The sequence below is a fragment of the Microthrixaceae bacterium genome, assembly GCA_016702505.1.
In the GTDB taxonomy this organism is placed as follows: Bacteria; Actinomycetota; Acidimicrobiia; order Acidimicrobiales; family Iamiaceae; genus Aquihabitans.
Genome location: JADJDU010000030.1, coordinates 250112 through 273422, shown reverse-complemented (window position 1 = coordinate 273422; position 23311 = coordinate 250112). Strand labels below are relative to the sequence as shown.

Annotated in this window: 21 protein-coding genes; 14 read left to right on the top strand and 7 right to left on the bottom strand. The window is 65.6% G+C overall.

The features are described from left to right. Window positions 1-192: 192 nt before the first annotated feature. Together IPG97_18420 and IPG97_18415 are read right to left on the bottom strand one after the other, a co-directional pair. Entirely contained in the window at window positions 193-1461 is a 1269-nt protein-coding gene (locus IPG97_18420) for a citrate synthase (GenBank protein ID MBK6858467.1), read from the bottom strand. Window positions 1462-1582: 121 nt separating this feature from the next. Further along, a complete protein-coding gene (locus IPG97_18415) occupies window positions 1583-2494 on the bottom strand; it encodes a LysR family transcriptional regulator (protein ID MBK6858466.1) in 912 nt (303 codons plus the stop codon). 558 nt (window positions 2495-3052) lie between these two features. On the opposite strand from IPG97_18415, the gene IPG97_18410 reads away from it, so the two are divergent. The 4 genes from IPG97_18410 to IPG97_18395 all read left to right on the top strand — a co-directional run bounded on the left by IPG97_18410 (window position 3053) and on the right by IPG97_18395 (window position 6760). After that, window positions 3053-3916 (top strand): DUF4214 domain-containing protein, encoded by an 864-nt coding sequence (locus IPG97_18410; protein MBK6858465.1) that lies wholly within the window; start codon window positions 3053-3055, stop codon window positions 3914-3916. Between the two features lie 167 nt (window positions 3917-4083). Beyond that, the gene (locus IPG97_18405; protein MBK6858464.1) at window positions 4084-4542 is read left to right on the top strand and encodes an Rrf2 family transcriptional regulator; all 459 of its coding nucleotides are present in this window, start codon (window positions 4084-4086) and stop codon (window positions 4540-4542) included. Window position 4543: 1 nt separating this feature from the next. Then, window positions 4544-5260 carry an iron-sulfur cluster repair di-iron protein gene (ric, locus tag IPG97_18400; GenBank protein ID MBK6858463.1) on the top strand — a complete coding sequence of 239 codons (717 nt, stop codon included), beginning with the start codon at window positions 4544-4546 and terminating at the stop codon, window positions 5258-5260. Between the two features lie 81 nt (window positions 5261-5341). Further along, complete coding sequence (locus IPG97_18395) at window positions 5342-6760, top strand: HAD-IB family hydrolase (GenBank protein MBK6858462.1); 1419 nt, start codon at window positions 5342-5344, stop codon at window positions 6758-6760. An 11-nt stretch (window positions 6761-6771) separates the two neighbouring features. Here the strand turns inward: IPG97_18395 and IPG97_18390 are convergent, their stop codons facing one another. Then, on the bottom strand, window positions 6772-7290 hold the full coding sequence (locus tag IPG97_18390; protein MBK6858461.1) for a hypothetical protein: 519 nt from the start codon (window positions 7288-7290) through the stop codon (window positions 6772-6774). A 55-nt stretch (window positions 7291-7345) separates the two neighbouring features. On the opposite strand from IPG97_18390, the gene IPG97_18385 reads away from it, so the two are divergent. Beyond that, the gene (locus IPG97_18385; protein ID MBK6858460.1) at window positions 7346-8809 is read left to right on the top strand and encodes an HTTM domain-containing protein; all 1464 of its coding nucleotides are present in this window, start codon (window positions 7346-7348) and stop codon (window positions 8807-8809) included. A 25-nt stretch (window positions 8810-8834) separates the two neighbouring features. On the opposite strand, the gene IPG97_18380 is transcribed toward IPG97_18385, so the two are convergent. Together IPG97_18380 and IPG97_18375 are read right to left on the bottom strand one after the other, a co-directional pair. Then, complete coding sequence (locus IPG97_18380) at window positions 8835-9239, bottom strand: hypothetical protein (protein ID MBK6858459.1); 405 nt, start codon at window positions 9237-9239, stop codon at window positions 8835-8837. Continuing rightward, window positions 9236-11515 carry an aconitate hydratase gene (locus IPG97_18375; protein MBK6858458.1) on the bottom strand — a complete coding sequence of 760 codons (2280 nt, stop codon included), beginning with the start codon at window positions 11513-11515 and terminating at the stop codon, window positions 9236-9238. The genes IPG97_18380 and IPG97_18375 overlap by 4 nt, the downstream gene beginning before the upstream one ends. A gap of 99 nt (window positions 11516-11614) precedes the next feature. On the opposite strand from IPG97_18375, the gene IPG97_18370 reads away from it, so the two are divergent. Together IPG97_18370 and IPG97_18365 are read left to right on the top strand one after the other, a co-directional pair. Further along, entirely contained in the window at window positions 11615-12346 is a 732-nt protein-coding gene (locus IPG97_18370; GenBank protein ID MBK6858457.1) for a GntR family transcriptional regulator, read from the top strand. 231 nt (window positions 12347-12577) lie between these two features. Then, the gene (locus tag IPG97_18365) at window positions 12578-13918 is read left to right on the top strand and encodes an alpha/beta hydrolase (protein MBK6858456.1); all 1341 of its coding nucleotides are present in this window, start codon (window positions 12578-12580) and stop codon (window positions 13916-13918) included. 40 nt (window positions 13919-13958) lie between these two features. On the opposite strand, the gene IPG97_18360 is transcribed toward IPG97_18365, so the two are convergent. After that, window positions 13959-14885 (bottom strand): 1,4-dihydroxy-2-naphthoyl-CoA synthase, encoded by a 927-nt coding sequence (locus IPG97_18360; protein MBK6858455.1) that lies wholly within the window; start codon window positions 14883-14885, stop codon window positions 13959-13961. Window positions 14886-15005: 120 nt separating this feature from the next. On the opposite strand from IPG97_18360, the gene IPG97_18355 reads away from it, so the two are divergent. From IPG97_18355 to IPG97_18345, 3 genes are read left to right on the top strand one after another with little or no spacing between them, the layout of a single operon-like run. Further along, on the top strand, window positions 15006-15218 hold the full coding sequence (locus IPG97_18355) for a hypothetical protein (GenBank protein MBK6858454.1): 213 nt from the start codon (window positions 15006-15008) through the stop codon (window positions 15216-15218). A gap of 3 nt (window positions 15219-15221) precedes the next feature. Further along, on the top strand, window positions 15222-16994 hold the full coding sequence (locus IPG97_18350) for a DEAD/DEAH box helicase (GenBank protein ID MBK6858453.1): 1773 nt from the start codon (window positions 15222-15224) through the stop codon (window positions 16992-16994). A gap of 44 nt (window positions 16995-17038) precedes the next feature. After that, window positions 17039-17989, top strand: coding sequence for a zinc-binding dehydrogenase (locus tag IPG97_18345; GenBank protein MBK6858452.1), 951 nt, complete (start codon window positions 17039-17041; stop codon window positions 17987-17989). Window positions 17990-18034: 45 nt separating this feature from the next. On the opposite strand, the gene IPG97_18340 is transcribed toward IPG97_18345, so the two are convergent. Beyond that, entirely contained in the window at window positions 18035-19522 is a 1488-nt protein-coding gene (locus tag IPG97_18340) for a GGDEF domain-containing protein (GenBank protein MBK6858451.1), read from the bottom strand. 176 nt (window positions 19523-19698) lie between these two features. Between IPG97_18340 and IPG97_18335 the strand changes: the two genes are divergently transcribed. The 4 genes from IPG97_18335 to IPG97_18320 all read left to right on the top strand — a co-directional run bounded on the left by IPG97_18335 (window position 19699) and on the right by IPG97_18320 (window position 23249). Beyond that, entirely contained in the window at window positions 19699-20316 is a 618-nt protein-coding gene (locus tag IPG97_18335) for a TetR/AcrR family transcriptional regulator (protein MBK6858450.1), read from the top strand. Window positions 20317-20336: 20 nt separating this feature from the next. Beyond that, the gene (locus IPG97_18330; protein ID MBK6858449.1) at window positions 20337-21467 is read left to right on the top strand and encodes a nitronate monooxygenase; all 1131 of its coding nucleotides are present in this window, start codon (window positions 20337-20339) and stop codon (window positions 21465-21467) included. Between the two features lie 2 nt (window positions 21468-21469). After that, on the top strand, window positions 21470-22726 hold the full coding sequence (locus IPG97_18325; protein ID MBK6858448.1) for a cytochrome P450: 1257 nt from the start codon (window positions 21470-21472) through the stop codon (window positions 22724-22726). A 244-nt stretch (window positions 22727-22970) separates the two neighbouring features. Further along, on the top strand, window positions 22971-23249 hold the full coding sequence (locus IPG97_18320; protein MBK6858447.1) for a DUF2277 domain-containing protein: 279 nt from the start codon (window positions 22971-22973) through the stop codon (window positions 23247-23249). Window positions 23250-23311: the final 62 nt, after the last annotated feature.

The following is a 23311-nucleotide window of genomic DNA, read 5'->3' as shown; positions in this document are numbered from 1 at the left end:
CGTCGGACGTCAGGCCGGCGATCGAATTCCGCCGGAAGGCTCTGCCTTTCGGCGGATCCAGGCTAAGGAGGTGCGCCGATAGGCGGACCGACCCATGAATACGGCATGGCTAAACCGAGGCGGAGCCTCGGTCTGATCAACCTCGCAGCGACGACGACCGGACCTATCCGCTAGGCCCCCAAGACAGGAATGTCAGCGGGCATCCATGGCTACGTAGTCACGGGGGCCGGAGCCGGTGTAGAGCTGACGGGGCCGAGCGATCTTTTGGTCCTGAAGGACGAGCTCACGCCAGTGAGCCAGCCAACCCGCGGTGCGCGGAATGGCGAACAGCACGGTGAACATCTCGATCGGGAACCGCATGGCCTGGTAGATGAGGCCCGAGTAGAAGTCGACGTTGGGGTAGAGCTTGCGGCTAACGAAGTAGTCGTCTGCGAGCGCCACCTCTTCCAGCTTGAGAGCGATGTCTAGCAGTGGGTTCTTGCCGGTCACCTCGAAGACCTCGTCTGCGGTCTTCTTGATGATCGTGGCCCTCGGGTCGTAGTTCTTGTACACCCGGTGGCCGAAGCCCTGAAGTCGACCCTTGCCTTCCTTGACCGACTTCACGTAGTCGGCCACGTTGTCGATGCTGCCGATCTCGGTGAGCATCTTGATGACGGCCTCGTTGGCTCCCCCGTGTCGAGGTCCGTAGAGAGCTGCGGTGGCTCCGGCCAGCGCAGAGTACGGATCGGCGTGGGACGAACCAATCACTCGCATGGCCGTGGTGCCGCAGTTCTGCTCGTGGTCGGCGTGAAGGATGAACAACACGTCGAGCGCCCGGGCCAGCACCGGATCGGCTTGGTAGTGGGGCTCGGCGATCTTCCACATCATCGACAAGAAGTTGGAGGTGAAGTCCAAGGTGTTGTCGGGATAGACGAAGGGCATTCCGACGCTGGACCGGTGGGCACCAGCGGCCAGGGTGGGCATCTTGGCGATGGCCCGAACGATCTGCTTGTTGCGGATGTAGTCGTCGTGGATCTCTTTGGCTTCGGGATAGAAGGTCGACAACGCTGCGACGGTCGACACCAGCATTCCCATGGGGTGGGCGTCGTGGTGGAAACCTTCGAGGGTCCGCTTGCGGACGTTCTCGTGAATGAACGTGTGGTACGTGATGTCGTGGGTCCACTGCTCGTACTGGTCGGCGGTGGGTAGCTCGCCGTAGATGAGGAGATAGGCCACCTCGAGGTAGGTGGAGTGCTCGGCGAGCTGCTCGATCGGGTAGCCGCGGTAGCGAAGGATGCCGGCATCTCCGTCGAGTTCGGTGATGGCCGACTCGGTGGCGGCGGTCTGGGTGAAGCCGGGGTCGGCGAACCAGATGTTTCCAAGCAGCTTCTTCCAGCTGCCGGCGTCGATGCCACCGTCGACGATGGGGATCTCGATGGACTCACCCGTGCGGTTGTCGGTGATGGTCACGCTCTCGGTCACGTTTCGCTCCTGCCTCATGCTTCGTAGGTGCGACGAGACGCCGTGCCGTCACCGGAGATCGACCGGCGACCCGTCACCTGGATGGTACCGGTCCCACGGCCCTCGCCGGACAAGCGGGTGATCAGGACAGGAGATGGAGCCCCGAAAGGTTGGGAACCTGCTGTTGGACGACGTCTCGAAGAACCTCGACGGTGGCTCGGGCGGGAGCGGTCTGGCGTCCACGTCGGGGCAGGGCCAGACCCACGCCGCGCCTGGTCGTGCCGCTCAGCGGGATGGCTTTCCAGGTTCCGTCACCCCGGTCCACCACGGCGCTGGCGGGCAGCACCGCGGCACCGAACCCCTGGTAGGCCAGCGAGGCCAGCAGGCGCATTCCGTCGATCTCGGCTTGGGCGCAAAGAACGACGCCCGCCCTCTGTGCATCGGCGTCGAGATGATCCCGGAACCCGGTTCCTGCCGGTTCCAGCAGAAGTGGAACCTTGGCGAGATCGGCTAGGTCGAGACTCTTGTGCTCCGCCAGGGGGTGACTGAGCGGGGCGAGGACGACGTGGTCTTCGTCGAACAGTGGCTCCACGTCTACGTCGGGATCACTGGCCGGCAGATTGACCACCGCCAGGTCCAAGCGACCAGCGGCCAACTGGGGGAGTAGCGAGGTCGTGGTGGCATCCACCGTTACCAGGCGGACGCGGGGATAGGCGACCGTGAGCGAGTTGAGCAGGGCAGGCAGCAACCACCGGCCGGTCGTACCGATGACTCCGAGCCGAACATTTCCCGCCACCTCGCCCAATGTCGACGTGACATCGGCGCTGATGGCAGCCAGTTCGAGGTGGATCTGGCGTGCTCGGGCCACCACGACTTCACCGGCCTCGGTCAGGTGCCCAGTGGAGCGGTCGACGAGGCTGGTGCCCAGCTCCCGTTCCAACCGGGCCACGTGGGTGGAGATGTTCGACTGCACCGTGTGAAGGGCCCGAGCCGCGGCCGAGAAGCTGCGGTGGTCGGCAACGGCGGTGAGGGCGGCAAGCTGGCGAAGGTCCATCGGCAAATATGATAGCGAGTATCTGGAAGAACTGTTGGACAGATTGCTTGCAAAAGGCGATACTTTGCTTACCAAGACCGCCGAGGCAACGGGTCCCCCTCCCGGCCTCGAGCGACGGGTCGAGCGGTTCCCCTGCCGCTCAGACCGTAGAAGCGACCGGCCTCCCCCTTGGCCGGTCGCTTCCTGTTCTAAGGGGCCTAGCGGATAGGTCCGGTCGTCGTCGCTACCAGGTTGACCAGACCGAGGCTTCGCCTCGGTCTGGCCATGCCGTGCCAATGGGTCGGTCCGCCTGATGGCTCGCCTCCTAAGCGAAGGCTCGGTCGAACGGCGTGGCCGAACCGTTCATCCGGCTAACGCCATGGTCGCACACAGGAGCCTTCGGACGGTCGGCGAGCCCGTTGGCGTGTCACGTCTCAATGCACGCGGTCGTGGGGGCTGCGATGAGTGGTTCTGGCGCTACGGATCGTGCTACGGTCCGAGGAACTGAACATTCACCCCGGGGGAGAGGCGACCATGGGAGACTTCAGAACACATACGACGCAGCGCCCGGTCCGGGCGATGGCGCTAGCGGTGGGATTGGCTCTGTCGGCCTCGCTCCTTGGGGGTGCTGGGCTGGCCCAGGCGTCGGTGAAGACCGAGGTGGGGTCGGTCCAAAAGGCGGCCACAACCGCTCATCGACACTCGGTGTACCGGTTGTACCGCGCCTACTTCCTGCGAGACCCAGAGCCAGCGGGCTGGGACTACTGGTCCAACACTCTGGCCAGTGGTCGGATGTCGTTGATCCAGATCTCGGAGTTCTTCTCACGTTCCGACGAGTTCAAGAAGCGCTACGGCTCGCTTTCCGATGCCGAGTTCATCGACTTGGTCTACCGAAACGTGCTCGGTCGCAGCCCCGATGGCTCTGGTCGATCCCATTGGGTTGGCCGTCTGTCAGCCGGTGAGACCCGCGGCATGGTCATGGTCGGATTCTCGGAGTCAGATGAGTTCCAGCGCAAGACCGGCACCGTTCCCCCAGCCCCGCCCGCTGTGAGTTGGAGCGCCGAGTTGATGGCGCTGGTCAACGGCGAGCGGGCCCGAGCCGGACTACCTGCCTTGACCTCCTGCCCGGCTCTCACCAGGGCGGCGCAGGCCCACGCCGCCGACCAGGCTGCCTACAACCGACTCAGCCACGTCGGTTCCGACGGTGCCTCGCTCGAGACGCGGCTGAACCGGTCTGGCTACCTGAGGGCTGCTCTGTGGGCCGAGAACGTGGCCAACGGCTACCCGACGCCGGCGACGGCCATGGCGGGATGGTTGGCTTCGCCCAACCACCGGCCCAACATCCTCAACCCGGCTTTCACCCACATCGGGCTCGGTCGTGCCGTTGCCGCTAACGGAACCGTCTACTGGACCCAGGACTTCGGCACCGGCGGCACCTGCTAGTCGCTGGAGAGCCACGGCATCACCCCCGGGTCCGGAGATAGCCCGGAGATAAGCCCGGAGATAGCAGGGTCCGAGACCGGTCCTTCCTGTGCTCGCCATTCCTCGGCGTGGTGTGACATGGGGCAGGTGTCGTTGCCCGTAGTCTCATAGTCTCCTACTATGAGACTATGAGACTGGAGCTGACCAGGAAGGCCGACCTAGCGGCCCGCACGCTGGTGGTGTTGGCGGGGCGGGACCGGCTCAAGGCTGGCGACCTCGCCGAGGAGCTCGGAACCACCAATGGCTTCGTTCCCCAAGTGGTCGGTCCCTTGGTTCGCGCTGGATGGGTGAGATCTGAGCCCGGGCCAACCGGTGGCTACGCCCTCGGTGTGGATCTGGCGACGGTTTCGCTGCTCGACGTCATCGAGGCCGCCGACGGGCCAACCGACACCGGACGATGCGTCGTGGTCGATCGGCCCTGCGATTCCGCCAGTCCATGCGCGGTGCACGACGCCTGGGCTCAGGCTCGCCACCTCCTCACCTCAACCCTGGCGTCCACCACGGTCTTAGACCTGGCGACCCGAGGGGTCGCCATCGCAGCGGCATCCAATGGAGCCGCATCCCGAACAATCACCAAGGAGCAATGACATGACCACCATCGACTCGGCCCACACGCTGGGAGATCTGGTGACCGCTCATCCCGGAGCCGCAGCGGTGTTCCAGCGGTTGGGAATCGACTACTGCTGCCACGGTCGTCGTTCCCTGGTGGAGGCGGCGACCGCGGCGGGGGTCGACCCAGACGAGGTTCTCGAGGAGATCCTCAGCTCGGCCGCGACCATCGACGACTCGGCCAGGCCGGGTGAAGATCTGCGACTCCTGTCACCCACGGAACTGACCGAACACATCGTCGCCACCCACCACGCCTACCTTCACGCTGAACTGCCCCGGCTCGTGGAGCTGTCGGCCAAGATCGCCGCCGTCCACGGCGACCGCCACCCCGAGCTCCACGCCTTGGCTCAGACCGTGGTCGAGCTTCACGACGACATGGAGCCCCACATGGCCAAGGAGGAGATGATCCTCTTCCCTCTGATTCGCTCACTCGACACCGGAGCCGACGACTCCGATGGCATCGCCCACTGCGGATCCGCTCAGCATCCCATCGCCCAGATGATGCGTGAACACGAGATGACCGGCGAGATCCTGGGTCGGATCAGGGCGCTGACCGACGACTTCACTGTCCCCGCTGATGCCTGCGGCTCCTACGTCGCCACCTTTGAGGGCCTCGAACGGGTGGAGAAGGACACCTTCACCCACATCCACAAGGAGAACAACGTTCTGTTCCCCGCCGCCCTCGCCCTCACCTGACCTCACAACTCGGAGGTGACGGGGTTCGGCGGCGCCGCCGCTCCGGATATGGGATCAGGGCCAAGCCCTTAGGATGCCGCTGTGAGCACGGCAGCGTTCTTCGACCTAGACCGCACCCTCCTGCGAGGGGCCAGCGGCCCTGAGTTCAGCACGAGCCTCAAGCGGGAGGGGCTGCTACCTGATCGGTCGATCCCGGGCGAGTCCTTGGTGTTCAAGCTCTTCGACGTGATCGGTGAGACGATCCCGAGCATGGTTGCCACCCGGCAGATGGCCAGGGCTGCCTCGGGTTGGGAACGGTCCAAGGTGAAAGCGGCTGGCGAGGCCTCGGTTGCCCCCTTGCTGGCCGCGGTGCCCGGGTTCGCCCGCCAAGAGATCGAGCGCCACCGCTCGGAGGGACGCCAGGTGGTCATGGCCACCACCTCGCCCTTCGATCTTGTCGAACCTCTGGCCAGAGCGTTGGGCATGGACGCCGTGATCGCCACCAGGTACGGCGAGGTGGACGGTCGCTACGACGGATCGATCGACGGCCACTTCGTCTGGGGGCCCGGCAAGCTGGCCGCGGTGCGGGACTGGGCTGGAAGCAACGGGGTCGACGTCTCGGCCAGCCACGCCTACTCGGACTCGGTCTATGACCTACCCCTGCTCAGCGCCGTCGCCCATCCCACCGCTGTCAACCCCGATCCCCGGCTGCAGGTGGTCGCCATGCTGCGCCGTTGGCCGGTCAAGCACTTCGACGTTCCGGCGTCTGTGCCCAAGGTCGCCGGGGTGGAACCACAACGGGCGCTTCAGATGCTCGCCCAGCCCGAACTGTTCCCATGGGTCCGTTTCGACGTCGACGGAATTGACAACCTGCCACGCACCGGTCCGGCGATCATCGTGGGCAACCACCGCTCCTACTTCGACCCGCTGGCCATCGGGTACACCATGGGGCGGGTGAACCGCCCGGCTCGGTTCCTGGGCAAGAAAGAGGTGTTCGACGCCCCGCTCGTGGGACAGATGGTGGCCGCATTCGGTGGCATACGGGTAGACCGGGGCTCGGGATCAGATGAGCCGCTGGCCGCGGCAGCCGAGGCCCTCGCCGCGGGAGAAGCCGTGGTGATCATGCCGCAGGGCACGATCCCACGAGGTCGGGCACTGTTCGACCCCGAGCTGAAGGGTCGGTGGGGGGCAGCCAAGCTGGCCCGGCTCAGCGGCGCACCGGTGGTGCCGATCGGCCTGTGGGGTACAGAACGGGTCTGGCCTCGCAACTCACGGACCCCGAACGTATTGGCGATCGGGCATCCGCCCACCGTGCGCATCCGGGTGGGGGAGCCGGTGAAGCTCGCAGGAAGGAGCCTCGACGCCGACACCAAGCGGATCATGGCCGCGATCTCAGACCTCCTCCCCGCAGAGGCACGGGTGTCGCGCGAACCCACCCCCGAGGAACTGGCCCGGGCGCTACCGGCCAGCTACCGGGGTGACCCTGATTGGGAGGACGTGCGAAGGCCAGGATCTGACTGAGGCAGCCCGCCTCAGGCTCCCGCTCCGAGGTTGCCCAGGTCTTCCATGGACACGCCGCACTGGGTGAACACGTCCATCAACTGGGTGACATCGACGTTGGCGTTGGGGTCGGTGATCCCGGCCTCCATGTAGCCATCGGCCAAGCACTCGGCCTGCTCCTGGGTCAAGCCCATCATGGTGAACCCTTGGATGAGGGCATCGCGCATCATCTGGTCACCCGGTTGAACCTCGAACCCGGAGCCCTCAGTGGTGGTCGTGGTGCTGTCCTGGGTGGAACCGGTGGTGTCTTCGGTCTCCGATCCAGGGTCGTCCTCGCCCCCGTCTGTCGTGTCGGTCGGCTCCTCTGCTGGCGATTCGGTGGTGGTCGTGACCGCTCCGTCGCCATCGGCCTCCCGACCGGCGCTGACCTGTTCGCCGGCCGTGACCCCACATGCCGATGCGAAAAGGATCAGTCCGACAACCAGGCCCAGCCAAGAAACTGCACGGCTGGTGCTGTGGTGCTGCTCGGTGGTCTGTGTGTAATGGGTCACGACTGAATCGTAGATCCTTCCCCCACTCCGGACCTGTCGCCTAGGTTCCCAGGCGATGGCACAGGAGGGACGCCTCACCCGGGATGAACACAGCCTTCTGGTGGTGTTCACCGCAGGGCTGGCCCTGGCGGCATGGACACACCTGATGGGTAACACCAGAGGTGACCCGGATCCGGCACACCTGTTGCTCCTCGGGGGAGCGGTCATGGCCCTGGCTCGGCCTGCTCGACCGCTCGGCCTGACGGTGCTGGGCGTCGGTGTGTTGGCAACGGCGTGGGACGAGGCTCCGCAGCTATCCAACCACTGGACCCTGACCGCGATGTTCGCCGTCTCCTTGCTGGTGGTCCTGGCGTCGGCGATGTTCGTGGCGTGGCGAACCGACGGCGGCGCGGCCGAGCGGCTCGACCTCGTTCAGGTTGGTCTGGCGCGCTGGTTCATCCCCACCGTCAGGTGGACCTTCTTGGCCTTCTACCTGTGGGCATCGTTCGACAAGCTGAACAGCAGCTTCTTCGACCCGGCGGTGAGCTGCGCGGTTGTGTTCCTCGACGAATCGCTCACCTCGATCGGGGTGGGTTCCCTCGGGGTGGCGGATCAGTCGTTCGTGCAGTGGGCTGTCATCTTCGGCACCACCATCGTGGAGCTGATCATCCCGTGGTTGCTCATGCTCCGTCGCACCCGTGTGTGGGGTGTCGTGCTGGCCATCGCGTTCCACGCCGTGCTGTCGATCGACAAGTCCCACCAGATCGTCGACTTCTCGTCGTTGCTCACGGTCATCTACCTGAGCTTCCTCCCCGTCGGCTTCTTCACCCGCGTGCTCGACAGGGGGAAGAGCCTGACGGAATCAGCGGCCGAACGGCTCAACCTCCGCACCCAGACCATCCGCGGTGGGGTCGTCGCCTTCGTGGCCGTGACCGGCTTGGCCGCAGAACTGTCGGTACCCCGCTTCGATTCGTCTCGTTCCCTCCTGTGGTGGCTGTGGCAACCGACCATCGTGGCGGTGATCGTGGTGGTGGCGCGATACGTCCACCGTCAACCTGACGGATCTGCAACCCCGTTGGGTAGACCGCCGGCTTGGCTGATGGTGATCCCGATCTTGGCCTTTGCGAACGGGACCCTTCCCTATTTGGAGGTGCGCACCGCTGGAAGCTGGAACATGTACGCCAACCTGTCGGTGGTCGACGGAAACTCGAACCACTTCGTGATTAGGTGGGGTCTCCCGTTGACCGAGGAACACCGAGATCTGGTCGAGATCATGGGCTCCAGTGACCCGGGCTTGGAGCAATACGCGCTTCAAGGCCTGGCCATCACCCGTACCCAGCTACGCAGCTACGTGGCTGACCATCCCGATGTGGCGATCACCTACCGCCACCAGGGCCGCGTGACTGAAACCGCTCGCGCCGGTGACGATCCGCTGCTCAACCAGCCGGTGTCGGTGTGGCGGGAGAAGTTCCAGGTGTTCCGTCCGGTGTCGATGGAGGGTGCGGAGAAGTGCCTGGCCTTGTGGGGTGTGGCCCGCTGACCAGCGGGGCTGAGGTCGAGGACCGTCAGCCCTCGTCCCCGACGGCATCGGCGGGCGGTGCCTGATCAGCGGGTAAGTCGGCATCGGAGCGAGAGTCATCGGACTCAGTCTGGTCAGCGTCAGCGTCGGCGTGTGATGGAGCCCACCCCGGGGTGGTCCCAGTCTCGGAGGCCACAACCGCGGCCAACGCCGATCGATAGGCGGCGTCGGCGGCGGCGCGCTCCTCTGCCGTAGCCGTGGGTGAACTTCGAAGGCGCTTCACCTCGGCGGCGGCGTCATCCTTGGCCATGGTCAACGCTCGGGCCGACTCCTCCAATCGCTTGGCGTCGCGGGCCTTTCTGCGTGCAGCGATTTCGCGGCGTTCCTCGCTCCTCACCCAATCGGCGAACAGGGCGAGGTTGGGGTCGGGGGAGTTGTCCCCCGAGGTCACCGGTCCTCCATCTTCTGACGGATGATGTTCAGGGCCCCCCCGGCGCGGAACCAGGCGATCTGTTCGTCGTTCATGGTGTGGTTGGCGGTGAACTCGACAGTCGATCCATCGGGTTTGACGATCTCCGCCCGAACCGGCTGGCCCGGTGCCAGATCAGCCAACCCCAGGAACGAAAGCTTGTCGTCCTCGTCGATCTGGTCGTAGACGGCGGGATCGGCGAATGTCAGCGGCAGCACACCCTGCTTCTTCAGGTTGGTCTCATGGATTCGGGCGAAGCTGCGAACCAAGATGACCTTGGCCCCCCGGAAGCGAGGCTCCATGGCCGCATGCTCGCGAGACGAGCCTTCGCCGTAGTTCTCGTCGCCCACCGCCACCCACGCGATGCCAGCCTCGTGCAGGTGCTTGGCGATGTCGGGGAAGGTGCGGGTTTCGCCGTCGATCGGATCCTTGCCCGTCCCGTCCGCACCGGTGAAGGCGTTGATAACCCCGGCGAAGAGGTTGCCTGAGATGTTCTCGAGGTGGCCCCTGTACTTGAGCCACGGGCCGGCCATGGAGATGTGGTCGGTGGTGCACTTGCCCTGGGCCTTGAGGAGCAGGGCTAGGCCAACGAAGTCCTTTCCGTCCCAGGCATCGAACGGGGCCAGCAGTTGGAGGCGGTCGCTGGTGGGGGAGACCTTGACCTCGACGCCGGATCCGTCCTCGGGGGGAGCGGTGAACGTGTTCTGCCCGGGGTCGAATCCCGCGGGTGGCAGCGTGACCCCGACCGGCTCGTCGAGGCGGACCGACTCGCCGCTGTCGGTGACGAGCGTGTCGGTGGCCGGATTGAAGTCGAGCCTTCCGGCGAGGGCGAGGGCGATGACGGTGTCGGGCGACGTGACGAAGCTGAGGGTGTTGGCCGAGCCGTCGTTGCGCTTGGGGAAGTTCCGGTTGTAGGAGTTGACGATCGTGTTGGGCGTGGCCGGGTCCATGTCGGGCCGGGCCCACTGGCCGATGCAAGGACCGCAGGCGTTGGCTAGGACTTCGCCGCCGATGGCCTCTAGATCGGCCAGCAGGCCATCGCGCTCGATCGTGGCTCGGACCTGCTCGGAGCCGGGGGTGATCAACAACTTGGTACGGGCCTTGAGGCCCTTGGCCGATGCCTGACGGGCGATCGAGGCGGCCCTGGTGATGTCCTCATATGACGAGTTGGTGCACGACCCGATGAGGGCAGCCGAGATCTCCACCGGCCAGCCCTTCTCGGCGGCGGTGGCACCGACCTCGGACACCTTGTGGGCGTAGTCGGGGGAGTGGGGGCCGTTGATGAGGGGTGCCAGCGTCGAGAGGTCGATCTCGATGACCTGGTCGTAGTAGTCGGCGGGGTTGGCGTAAACCTCGGGGTCGGGTCGGAGGTTGTCGGCGACGACGGCAGCGGCATCGGCGATGTCGGCCCGGCGGGTGGCCCGCAGGTATGCGTCGAGGGTGGCGTCGTAGGCGAAGATGGAGGTGGTCGCACCGATCTCGGCCCCCATGTTGCAGATGGTCGCCTTGCCGGTGGCCGAGATCGACTCGGCGCCGGGCCCGAAGTATTCGACCACCGCGCCGGTTCCGCCCTTGACGGTGAGGACACGGGCGACTTCGAGGATCACATCCTTGGGGGAGCTCCAACCCGACAACGTGCCGGTGAGGTGGACGCCGATGACCTTCGGGAAACGCACGTTGAACGGAAACCCGGTCATCACGTCTACGGCATCGGCGCCACCCACGCCGATAGCGATCATGCCCAGCCCGCCAGCGTTGGGGGTGTGGCTATCGGTGCCGATCATCATTCCGCCGGGGAAGGCGTACTGCTCCAGCACCACCTGGTGGATGATCCCCGATCCGGGACCCCAGAACCCGATGCCGTACTTGGCCGAGACGCTTTCCAGGAAGTCGTAGACCTCCCTGTTGGTGTCGATGGCCACGCCCAGGTCGACCTGGGCGCCGACCTTGGCCTGGATCAGATGGTCACAGTGGACCGTGGATGGGGCGGCCACACGGGGTAGGCCGGCGGTCATGAACTGGAGCAGTGCCATCTGGGCGGTGGCGTCCTGCATGGCTATGCGGTCGGGATCGAAGTCGGTGTAGCTGACGCCGCGATCGAGTCCACCGGTGTCTGCATCTCGTAGATGGTTGACCAGGACCTTCTCGGTGAGGGTGAGGGCTCGGCCCAGGCGCTCGCGTCCGCGGGTAACCCGCTCGGGTAGGCGGGCGTAGACGGCTTCGACCAGCTCGACGGGGGTGGATTCGGTCACGGCCATGGGGTCACCTCATGCTTCTCGAAAGTCAGGTGTGGCCACGCCCCGGTTGGACCCGGTTGCGCCTTGCACCACGACTCAAAGCATACAACTATGAGACAAGTGCGCACCATCCGCTACCGGGAGATCGCCGGCGACCTCGGGACCCGGATTGCAGCCGGGGAGTTCACGGTGGGCCGGCTGCTTCCCTCCGAAGCTGTTCTCTCGGCAGAGTACAGCGTGTCCCGGGTGACCATCCGCAAGGCCCTCGAGGAGCTCAGAGGCGACGGGTTGGTCGATTCCCGCCAGGGCTTCGGTTGGTTCGTCGCCGGCGAAGCCGTACGCCAGCCCCTCGGAGGTCTTGTCACCATCGAGTCTCAACTGGAGGCCGAGGGCAGGGTGTCCGAAAGGCGGATACTGGACCTCTCCTTCGAACGAACACCACCGGAAGTCCGATCGGTGCTCGACGTCGACCGGGTGTTGGTTGTCAACCGGTTGAACCTGGCCGACGGGGAGCCCTTCGCCCGGGTCACGGTGTGGTGTCCCGAGGAGCTCGGGGCCCACCTGACCTTGGCCCAGCTGAAGCAGCGGTCCTTCTACGAGCTCCTGCCAGTCCAGTTCGCTGGCGCCACTCAGGTGATCGGGGCCGATGCGGCCAGCGAGGAGGACGCTCGATTGCTGCTCATTCCACCGGGTTCCCCGGTACTCGTGTGCAAGCGCACCACCCGAGATCACACCGGCAAGCCGGTCCTCGTCGGTCAGTACGTGTTCCCGGCCCATCGAACCGAGTTCGTAGTCGAGCTGAGCCGCCCAGAGCCATCCATCGGGCCCGGAGGCCTGCATCTGCGCGGCTGAGGCCGCATCCGCCGAAGGGCAACGCCTTCCGGGGGAGTTCGGTCGCCGGCCCGACTGCCGACATCTTCGCTGCCACGACCGGCATCGCCGATCTCCACAGGCGTCAGGGGCTCCATCGACCCAGAAGCACGGCATGGTTGAACCGAGGCGAAGCCTCGGTCTGATTTCCCTCGCAGCGACGACGACTGGAACTCTCCGCTCTGGTCCTCAGAGGCATGGTTCAATGGGGCAATGTCGCTCCGCTCATCTGCCAACGCCGACGATCGAACCGTGGGCAAGGCATTTCTCGCATCCGCTGCACTCGGCGCTCTCAACACGGCAAACGCCCAAAAGCCATTGGCTCGAAAGGGAGGCGCGGGAGTACTGGCCTTTGCCACCGGCTACCCGACATCGGAGCTGCCTCTGCACGCGTTGGGTTGGCAGGTCTTGGCCACCGCAGGGTTTGCTCGTCGCGGTGCCCTGAGGAGCGGGGCGGGCATGGCCGGTCTCGGCCTATCGGTGATCTCGTGGATGACCTTGGTGCGGATGTGGCGTGAGTCGTTGAATGCCGGCCAGCTCATGGAGGAGGCCCTCCGAGACGGTCTTGGTGGTGAGTTGGACCAGGCCCACCACCCGATGCCGCCCAATTTCAAGGCTCCGACGGTCCGCCGTCGTCTGGTTCGAGGTCCGGCGGGTCTGGCCGAGACTCGGGCCCGCTACGTGGCTCCCAACGAGACCAACATCAGCTACGGGCCAGCCGGTGCCCGCAACCAGCTCGACATATGGCGCCGCTCAGATCTGCCCAGCGACGGCCGTGCTCCGGTCATCGTGCAGGTCCACGGTGGGGCCTGGGTCATCGGCAACAAGCAACAACAGGCCATGCCCCTTTTGGCGCACCTGGCCGAACGTGGATGGGTCGGCGTTTCGATCAACTACCGCCTCAGCCCGCGAGCCACCTGGCCCGATCACATCATCGACGTGAAGCGGGCGTTGGCATGGGTCAAGGCCAACATCGCCGAACACGGGGGCGACCCCGACTTCGTGGCGATAACGGGCGGGTCAGCGGGCGGCCATCTCTGCTCCCTGGCTGCGCTGTCGCCCAACGAGCCGGAGTTCCAGCCCGGCTTCGAAGAAGCCGATACATCGGTGGTCGCAGCCGTGCCGTTCTACGGGGTCTACGACTGGACCAACCGGGACGGAACCGGCCGGGCCGACATGGAGCCGATGTTGGCCCGCTTCGTCCTCAAGAACCGCCTCGCCGATGCCCGCGACGTGTGGGAGTTCGCGTCGACGATGACCTGGGTGCGCCCCGATGCTCCGCCGTTCATGATCATCCACGGCGCCAACGACACCCTGGTCCCCGTCGAGCAGGCCCGGTCCTTCGCCGCCATGCTCCGAGGCGAGTCCAAGGAGCCGGTCGTCTACGTCGAGCTGCCCGGTGCTCAACACGCCTATGAGCTGTTCGACTCGCCCCGAACCCTGTTCACCCTCGATGCCGTCGACCGGTTCCTCGAGGCGGTGCGCGTCCAGGCCGGGCACCTGACTCGAGCCGAGGAGGCTGGCGTCCAGGGACCTGCCGTGCTCCCACTGTGAGTGCGCCGTTGCGTCTCGGGGGTCATCGGGCGGCGAGCGGTCAGTAGTGCCAGGGGAAGGGCGACCAGTCCGGGTCGCGCTTCTCCAGGAACGAGTCGCGACCTTCGGCTGCCTCGTCGGTCATGTAGGCCAGCCGGGTTGCTTCGCCCGCGAACACCTGCTGTCCCACCAGGCCATCGTCGATGAGGTTGAACGAGAACTTCAGCATTCGTTGGGCGGTAGGGCTCTTGCCCATCACTTTTCGGGCCCATTGCAGACCTACAGCTTCCAACTCGGCGTGGTCGACCACCGCGTTGACCATCCCCATTCGGTGGGCGTCTTCGGCGCTGTAGGTATCGCCTAGGAAGAAGATCTCGCGGGCGAACTTCTGGCCAACCTGGCGGGCCAGATAGGCCGAGCCGAATCCACCGTCGAAGCTGGCCACGTCGGCATCGGTCTGACGGAACCGGGCGTGCTCGCGGCTGGCCAACGTCAGGTCGCAGACCACGTGGAGGCTGTGGCCACCACCGGCGGCCCACCCCGAGACGAGGCAGATCACCACCTTGGGCATGGTGCGGATCAGGCGTTGGACCTCGAGTATGTGGAGCCGTCCTGACCGGGCCGAGTCGATGGTGTCGGCGGTGTCACCGTCCGCGTAGCGGTAGCCGTCGCGGCCTCGAATCCGTTGGTCACCACCCGAACAGAACGCCCAGCCTCCGTCTCGCGGGGATGGTCCGTTTCCGGTCAGCAGCACGCAACCGACGTCTGAGGACTGGCGGGCGTGATCGAGCGCCCGGTACAACTCGTCGACGGTGGCGGGCCTGAAGGCGTTTCGAACCTCGGGCCGGTTGAAGGCGATCCGTACCGCCCCGAGGTCTACCGCCCGGTGGTATGTGATGTCGGTTAGGTCTTCGAAACCTGGCACCACCGCCCATGCCGTCGGGTCGAAGATCTCCGAGACGGAGGGGCCGGTGCTGGGGTCGGTCATGGACCGGGAACCTACCTTGGTCATGGGTCCGAGCCTGGATCCGCCCTATGCAATCCGCTCACCTCCTTGCCTCAAGAACCGATGGTGACGATCTCGGCTCTATGTCGTAACCTGATCGTCATGTTCGAGGAGGAGCCGAAGACCGGACCAGTCGAGGTCTCGCGTAGCCTCACCGACGCCATGGAACGTGCGGGATTCCACCCGTCGCAGGTCTACGCGGTGCGGGAGTGCGGATTCGTACTTACCGACGCCAACGCGGCAGTGCTGAGCACCGACCAGCGGACTCGCTGGAGCGATGCGGTTCGCCGCTGGTTCGCCCAGAACGCGGGGTGAGCCATGTCCACCTCCTTCGCCGATCTCGGCGTACCTCCCTCCATCGTCGCGACCCTGGCCTCGACTGGCATTTTCGATCCGTTCCCGATCCAGATCGCCACGATTCCAGATGCGATCAAGGGTCGGGATCTGTGCGGAAAGGCTCACACCGGCTCGGGGAAGACGTTGGCCTTCGGAATTCCGATGGTGTGCCGAGTCAAGCGGTCATCTCCCAAACGCCCCAAGGGGCTGGTGCTGGCGCCGACCCGTGAGCTCGCCCTCCAAGTAGCCGGCGAGTTGAAGGCCATCAGTGGAGACCTGCGGGTTCACGCCATCTACGGCGGTGCCGGAATCGAGCCTCAGATCAAGGCCCTGCGTTCCGGTGTCGACATCGTGGTGGCCTGTCCCGGGCGCCTCCTCGACATCATCGACCGCAAGGCCTGCGACCTGCGGGATGTGAGCCTGGTCGTGGTGGACGAAGCCGACCGGATGGCCGACATGGGCTTCCTGCCTGACGTACGACGCCTCTTGGACATGACCTCTACCGAGCGGCAGACCCTTCTGTTCTCGGCCACGCTCGACGGTGCCGTGCAGACCCTTGTCGAGGCATATCAGCACGACCCTGTGGTCCATGAACTGCCCGAGGAGCCCCAAGGGGAGATCACCCACCACTTCTGGAAGGTCGAGCGCCCCGAACGGGTTCAGGTCACCGCGGAGATAGTCGAACGAGTCGGCCCCACCGTCGTCTTCTCACGCACTCGCCACGGCGCCGATCGGATCGCCCGCCAGCTCCAGGCCGCGGGCGTGAGTGCCGCGGCAATCCACGGCAACCGCAGCCAGGGACAGCGAGAGCGTGCACTCAACGACTTCCACGACCGTCGAGTCAAAGCCCTGGTGGCCACCGATGTGGCTGCCCGAGGCATCCACGTCGAGGGCGTGACCTGCGTGGTCCACTTCGACCTCCCCGCCGATCACAAGGACTACGTGCATCGTTCGGGCCGCACCGGTCGAGCCGGAGCCGACGGCACCGTCGTGGCCCTCCTCGGTGCATCGCAACGGAAGGATGCTCAGAAGCTGGCCCGTCAGGCCGGAGTGGAGGTGGAGGTGGCCGATCCCGATGTGGCCACCCTTCCCCCCGGCTACGGCGCGTTCGCTCACCGGGCCGACAAACAGGGTCGGCCCTCGGGACGGGGCAGCCGGGATCGATCCCCGGCGGCGCCGAAGCGGACCAAGGTCGACCCCAACCGGTCGGCGCGTCCCGAACGCCAGCCCCGCGGTCACGACGGCCGACGGTTCGAGCGTCGCAACGAGCCCGGGGTCGGGTCCGAGGCTCGATCGGAGGATCGGGACAAGCGTGCATCCGATGGCCGATCCCAACGGGGTGCGAACCCGAGCCGTACCGAGCCCAACAGGTCGCCCAAGGCTTCGGCCAAGAGGTCGACGACCTCGCCCAAGCGAGGGGCGGGCGTCGCCAAGCACTCGGGCGAGTCGCGACCACAGCGCTCTGGTTCTGCCCCGTTGGAGCGTTCGTCGAGCCGATCAGGCGCTCCACGCGACAAGGGCACCAAAGGCAGTCAGGGTGGCGTCGATGGTCGAGGAGAGCGGCGCAATAGGCCTAGGAGTGAACCGGTTGGTCCGGCGGGTCGATCGGGCGGCGGTGATCAGCTCGACGTCGTGCTCGACGGTTCGCGCAAGGTTCGGGCCAGCGGGGCATCTCGGCGCAAGGCCAAACGTGAGGCGCTTCTCGCGGCCGGGGTCGATCCCACCGAATTGCACAAAATCAAACGACGACGCTGAACCGGGCGTATCGGTGGCCTGCTCCCATCTCCTAGAAATGGGGTATGAGAGCAGTGACCATCGATTCTCGGGCTCTACACATCGCCGATCACCCGGACCCGGTGGCCGGGCCTGGCGAGATCTTGATATCGGTCCGAGCCGCAGGTCTGAATCCGGCCGACGCTCTGCAGGTGAGGGGCCTCTACCCGGCACCTCCGGGCTCCCCAGCCGACATTCCGGGACTAGAGGCGGCTGGAGAGGTCATAGCCGTCGGGTCGGGAACATGGCGATTCGCGGTAGGAGATCGGGTCATGGCCCTGGTGGGCGGTGGTGGCCAGGCCGAGTTGCTGAGCGTGCACGAGTCGAGTGCGCTGGCCGTTCCCGATGGTGTTGGCTGGGCTGAGGCCGGTGGGTTCTGCGAGGTCTTCGTGACTGCGCACGACGCCCTGTTCACCCAAGCCGGTCTCGCCCTGGGTGAGCGGGTCTGCATTCATGGGGCCGCCGGCGGGGTGGGTAGTGCTGCGGTCCAGCTAGCCCACGCGGCCGGGGCAACGGTGGTGGCCACGGTGCGGGATCCGGCACGTCATGACGCGGTGGCGGCTCTCGGGGCCGACTCGGTCGTGCTCCCCGAGAATTTCGTCGACCACGGTCCCTTCGATGTCGTGCTCGAACTTTTGGGCGGCGAGAACCTGGGTGCCGATGTGGCGTCGCTGGCCGTGGGTGGCCGGATCGTGGTGATCGGGGTGAGCCGGGGAGCACGGGCCGAAATCGACCTCCTAGCGTTGATGGGCGCACGAGGAAGGCTCTTGGGATCGACCCTCAGAGCCAGACCAATCGAGGCGCGATCGGCGGCGGTGCAGGCAGCGGGCCGACACGTCCTTCCCCTTCTCGGTAGCGGACGAGTTCGAGTCCCGGTGTCGGCCACTGTCGGGCTCAACGAAGTCGATTCGGCCTACGAGCAGCTGGCCGCTCCGGGCAAACTCGGCAAGGTTGTCCTGTACCCGATGGGTGGGTAGCCAGATAGAGACCCGAATTTCCTGGGTGACTAGGAGACCGATCGGTCAAACAGACACGGTCCGGGCTTTGCCCGAGCGCTTGGCTTCGTACATCGCAGCGTCGGCTCGACTCATGAGATCCTCCACGCTTTCGGCTTCGGCCCAGCTGGCCACGCCGGCCGAGAACGCCGCATCGGCTGTGGCGGGGGCGCTGCCCACCTTCCGACGGAGCTGCTCGATCAGTTGGGTCGCTCCCTCGATGGAGGTCGCGGGAAGGAGGAGACAGAACTCTTCGCCCCCGTAACGAGCCACGAAATCGTTGGACCTGACACCGGAGCGGAGGATCGAGGCGAAGGCCCGAAGCAACGCATCACCGGCCGGATGGCCGTGGGTGTCGTTGTAACGCTTGAAGTTGTCGATATCGATCATGGCCAGGCTTGCCGGACCATCGGGGTGGCGGCATGCTCCACCGATTTCGTCGAGGCGCTCCTCGAGGGCTCGGCGGTTCGGAAGACCGGTGAGGCTGTCGGTGCGACCCAGCGACTCCAGGTGTTCGATGTGACGGCTACGTCTCAACAGCGTCTGGATCTGGTCGGCCATCCGCGTCAACTGGAAGTGGTAGGTCAGCGAGTCGAGCTTTGCTCTGGTGGCGCCTTCGATCACCACCACCACGCTGGCGTCGGACAAGTCGGCGTGTGGGTCGTCGGTGGCCACCATCAAACCCCGGGCACCGTCGATGGCAGCGCCGTGCTCGGCTCTGGCCCGGGCCACAAGTTCAGGTCGGGGCTCGGAACAGGCCTCGATGTCTTGAGGCCAGGTCTCGATCGGTAGGAAGGTCTCTCCGGCGGATTCGAAGGCCGTAACCCGGTCGGCGAGCACCCAGGTGCCGATGACGGGAAGTAGACGTTCCAGGCCGGTGTCGAAGCGGTCGCTCTGCGCCGCGATGGCTGCGGCGTCGGCGATGCCCTGGGTGAGGGTGGTCGACTGGAGGGCGCGGCCCGCCAGGAGCCTGATCATGACGATGAGGAGACCCCACGTTGCGCCGTAGGAGACCAGAAGGGCGGGGAGGTGTGCCGTCTCGATGCCCTGAGCCCAGGTGGTTAGAGCGAGGGTCCCGAAGGCGGTGACACCGGTGGTCACGAGCATGGCGCGGTTGCCGATCACCGCAACCAGAACGGTGGGAACCAGGATTATCGGACGGTAGAAGCCGGCGGCACTGCTCAGGGCCACATTCAGCCAACCAGTTGCGACGGTGACCAGGACGGCTTGGGTCAGCACGACGATGCCTGGTGGTTCCTCCCAACCATCGGAGGCGACCATACGGCGTAGGTAGACGAGGTTGAGAGCGATGGTGGCAAGAGCGACCACCATCACCATGGCCACGATGCTCCACTGGGTCTCCACGTCCCGAGGTAGCGGTACCCCCAACAGAGGGATCAGCACGGCCAGGTAGCTGAGGACGATGAAGTGCCAGCCGAAGGCGGACATAGCGGGATCTATCGATGCCGCGTAGTCGAAGATCGGGGTCCGTTGCCGGTCGGTGGTAGCAGCCATGACGGGAATGTCGGTCCGGATGCCGTTGCCCGATCCGACGATTGATCAGAGTCACCGTATCGCGACCTATCACTCAACGTAGTGACACCAGCACGGCCAGCATCGGTGATGGTCCTTCCCAACAGATACATCGGATGGTCGACATACATCGGCTGTCAGATGTATGTTCTCCCGCCGTGGCACGTACACAGGAGGAACGAAGGGCCGAGACCAGGGCACTCCTCATCGACGCGGCCGCTGATCTGTTCGCCCACAAGGGCTTCCATGCCACCTCGGCCGAGGCAGTCGCGGCTGCAGCGGGGCGTACCACCGGTGCCCTCTATGACCACTTCGGCGGCAAGGAGGGCCTTCTCGTCGCCCTGTTGCAACGCTGGGTGGAACAAGCGATCGTCGACGTCTCGGCCGCCCTCGCCGTGGAGAGCGACCTGGATCGGCGGTTGAGTGCGCTGTGGCAGGAGCTGGTGCGCCGCGATGTCGAGACCGGCGACGCCTGGGTTCTGCTGGAGTTCGAGCTGTGGCTACATGCAGCCCGCGACACGGAGTTGGGCATCGTCGGTGCCGAACGGTTCGAGACCATGCGCCAGGGCCTGGCCGGCGGGCTGGCCGAATGGAGCCGGGAGTTCGACTTCACGCTGCCAGCCCCTCCCGCCGACGTGGCCAGCCTGGTGATCGCAATCCTGCTCGGAGCTTCGTTCCAACACCGTCTCGACCCCGCGGCGCTACCCGAGCACGTGGTGGTTGACGGCCTCCGAAACATCTTGGGCCTCGGCCCGAGCCCGACCAAACCAACCTGACGAAAGCAGAACACGAACTAATGCAGACCGAACTGGCTCGCAGACTGGGACTCGAGTTTCCGATATTCGCTTTCACCCACTGTCGTGACGTGGTGGTCGCTGTCAGCAAGGCCGGCGGCCTTGGGGTGCTGGGCGCCGTCGGGTTCACCCCCGAACAGCTCGAGACCGAGCTCGATTGGATCGACGAACACATCGGCGACCACCCATACGGAGTCGACATCGTCATCCCCGGCAAGTACGAGGGCATGGGCGCAACCGACGCAGACAAACTCCAAGAAGACCTTAAGGCCCTCATCCCCCAAGAGCACCGGGACTTCGTGCAGAAGCTTCTCCGCGACCACGGTGTGCCCGAGATTCCCGAAGACGAGAAGATGCAAGAGCTGATCGGCTTCGGAACCGCCATCGCCGGGCCTCAGGCCGAGATCGCCCTGGCCCGAGACAAGTGCGTGCTCCTGGCCAACGCCCTTGGGACGCCTCCACCCGATGTGATCGAAAAGGTCCACGAGCGAGGCAAGGTCATCGCCGCCCTGTGCGGCTCGGCCGCCCAGGCCGCCCGGCACAAGGCGGCGGGCGTCGACATCATCATCGCCCAGGGCACCGAGGGCGGCGGTCACACCGGCGAGATCGGCTCCATGGTGCTGTGGCCCGAGGTGCTCGACGTGCTCGGCGACACCCCGATGCTGGCCGCTGGCGGCATCGGATCGGGTCGCCAGATGGCGGCAGCGTTGGCCATGGGGGCGCAGGGGGTGTGGACCGGATCGCTGTGGCTCACCGTCGACGAAGCCGATGTGCCGCCCGCCCAGATGCAGAGCCTCTTCGAGGCAACCAGCAAGGACACCCTCCGGTCCCGGTCCTGGACGGGCAAGCCCTGCCGCATGCTCCGCAACGAGTGGACAGAAGCCTGGGAGGAAGAGGGCAATCCCAAGCCACTGGGAATGCCCATGCAGTTCATGGTCACATCCAACGCGGTGCAGCGTGGGCACCGTTACCCCGAACAGGCCAAGGACGTCCAGTTCAACCCGGTGGGACAGATCGTCGGACGCATGACCAAGTCGCGTCCAGCGAAAGACGTGGTCTTCGACCTCGTCGAAGAGTGCATCGAATCAACCGAGCGCCTGCACACGCTCATGAACGTCGACGTGGAGGCCTGACCATGACAGACACCGTCCCCAACCCGACCGATGTTGCGCGCTGCCCGGTGGCGCACGGTACCGACTTCACCGATCCGGACCTCGTCCAGCGGGCCGTGCCCTTGCCGGAGTTCGCCTGGCTCCGTCAGAACAAGCCGATGTACTGGAACCCCCAGACCCAGGCCGATTCCAGCTTCGAAGACGGTGGCCTGTGGCTGGCCACCCGCTGGGAGGATGTCAAGGAGATCTCCTCGGCCCGCGACGGTTGGTCGAGCGAGGAGAACACAGCCATCGTCAAGTTCGAAGGCCACTTGGGCAAGGAAGAACGAGACATCCAGCGCAACATGCTGATCAACATGGATGACCCGCACCACTCCAAGGTTCGGGGAATCGTGGCCCGAGGGGTGTTCACCCCTCGTGGGGTGGCCAAGATCGAGGACTCCCTGCGCGAGCGAGCCACTCGCATCGTGACAGAAGCCAAGGCCAGAGGTGAAGGCAACTTCGTCGACGACGTGGCCTGCGAGCTGCCCCTTCAGGCCCTCGCCGACCTCATGGGTTTCCCCCAGGAGGATCGTCGGAAGATCTTCGACTGGTCCAACCAGATGATGGCCTACGACGATCCTGACTTCGACGTGGATCCTGCGGTGGCCGCCGCGGAGATCCTCGGCTACGCCGCCACCATCGGCGAGGAACGTCGGGCCAACCCCGCCGACGACATCATCACCAAGCTGGTAGCGGCCAGCTCCGACGAGACGCTGTCCTCAGAGGAGTTCGCCTGGTTCATATTGGTCCTGGCCGTGGCCGGCAACGAGACCACCCGCAACGCCATCAGCCACGGCATGCACGCCTTCATGCAGAACCCGGACCAGTGGGAGCTGTACAAGGCCGAGAGACCAGCGACCACCGCTGATGAGATCGTGCGCTGGGCTACGCCGGTGGTGATGTTCCAGCGGACCGCTACCACCGACCACAACGTGGGCGGCCAAGAGGTCAAGGCCGGCCAGCGGGTCGGGTTGGTCTACTCCTCGGCCAACTTCGACGAGACCGTTTTCGAAGATCCTCACCGGTTCGACATCACCCGTGACCCCAACCCCCACGTGGGGTTCGGTGGGGGAGGTGCCCACTACTGCGTCGGCGCCAACCTGGCCAAGGTCGAGATCAACATCATGTTCAACGCCATCGCCGACCACCTCCCCGACATCACCCAACTGGCTGAACCGGCTCGGTTGCGGTCCGGTTGGCTCAACGCCCTCAAGGGTTACCAGGTCAACTACGGCTGACAACTCGCCACGGTCGGTCCCAGGTGCCATTTTGAGCCACCTGGGACCGACCGCGACCGCCATCGAAGGCGGGTCGTACCCGGTTCTGCCTGGTCTCCTAGGCGTATCCGTGTACACGCGCGGCCACTAACGGTGTTTCGGCTGTCTGACGAGCTGGAACGGGAGGACTGGGCGGGGGTCAGGGGCAGAGCGCTCTTATCTCGATGAGATGTGACCTAGGCGTAGGCGCTCTAGCGTCGTGGGCATGTGTCGGAACATCACCACCCTCAGGGGTCTGGACCCGGTGGCGACGCCACAGGAGATCGAGGCCGCAGCCCGACAGTACGTCCGCAAGGTGAGCGGCGTGCAGAAGACTTCGGCGGCAACTGAGGAGGCCTTCGAGCTGGCCGTGGCCGAGATCACCAGGGTCACCCACGACCTGCTCGGAACCCTGCCACCAAGACGACAACCACCACCGACGTTGCCACCGCTGCGGCGCCTGAAGCCCTCCGAGAGCCCATCCGGCATAGGCCCAAGCCGATAGCTCGCAGCTAGTCGTGGTCAAGGTTGGTAGGGAATTGCCTGGGCAGGGCTTGACCGATCGTG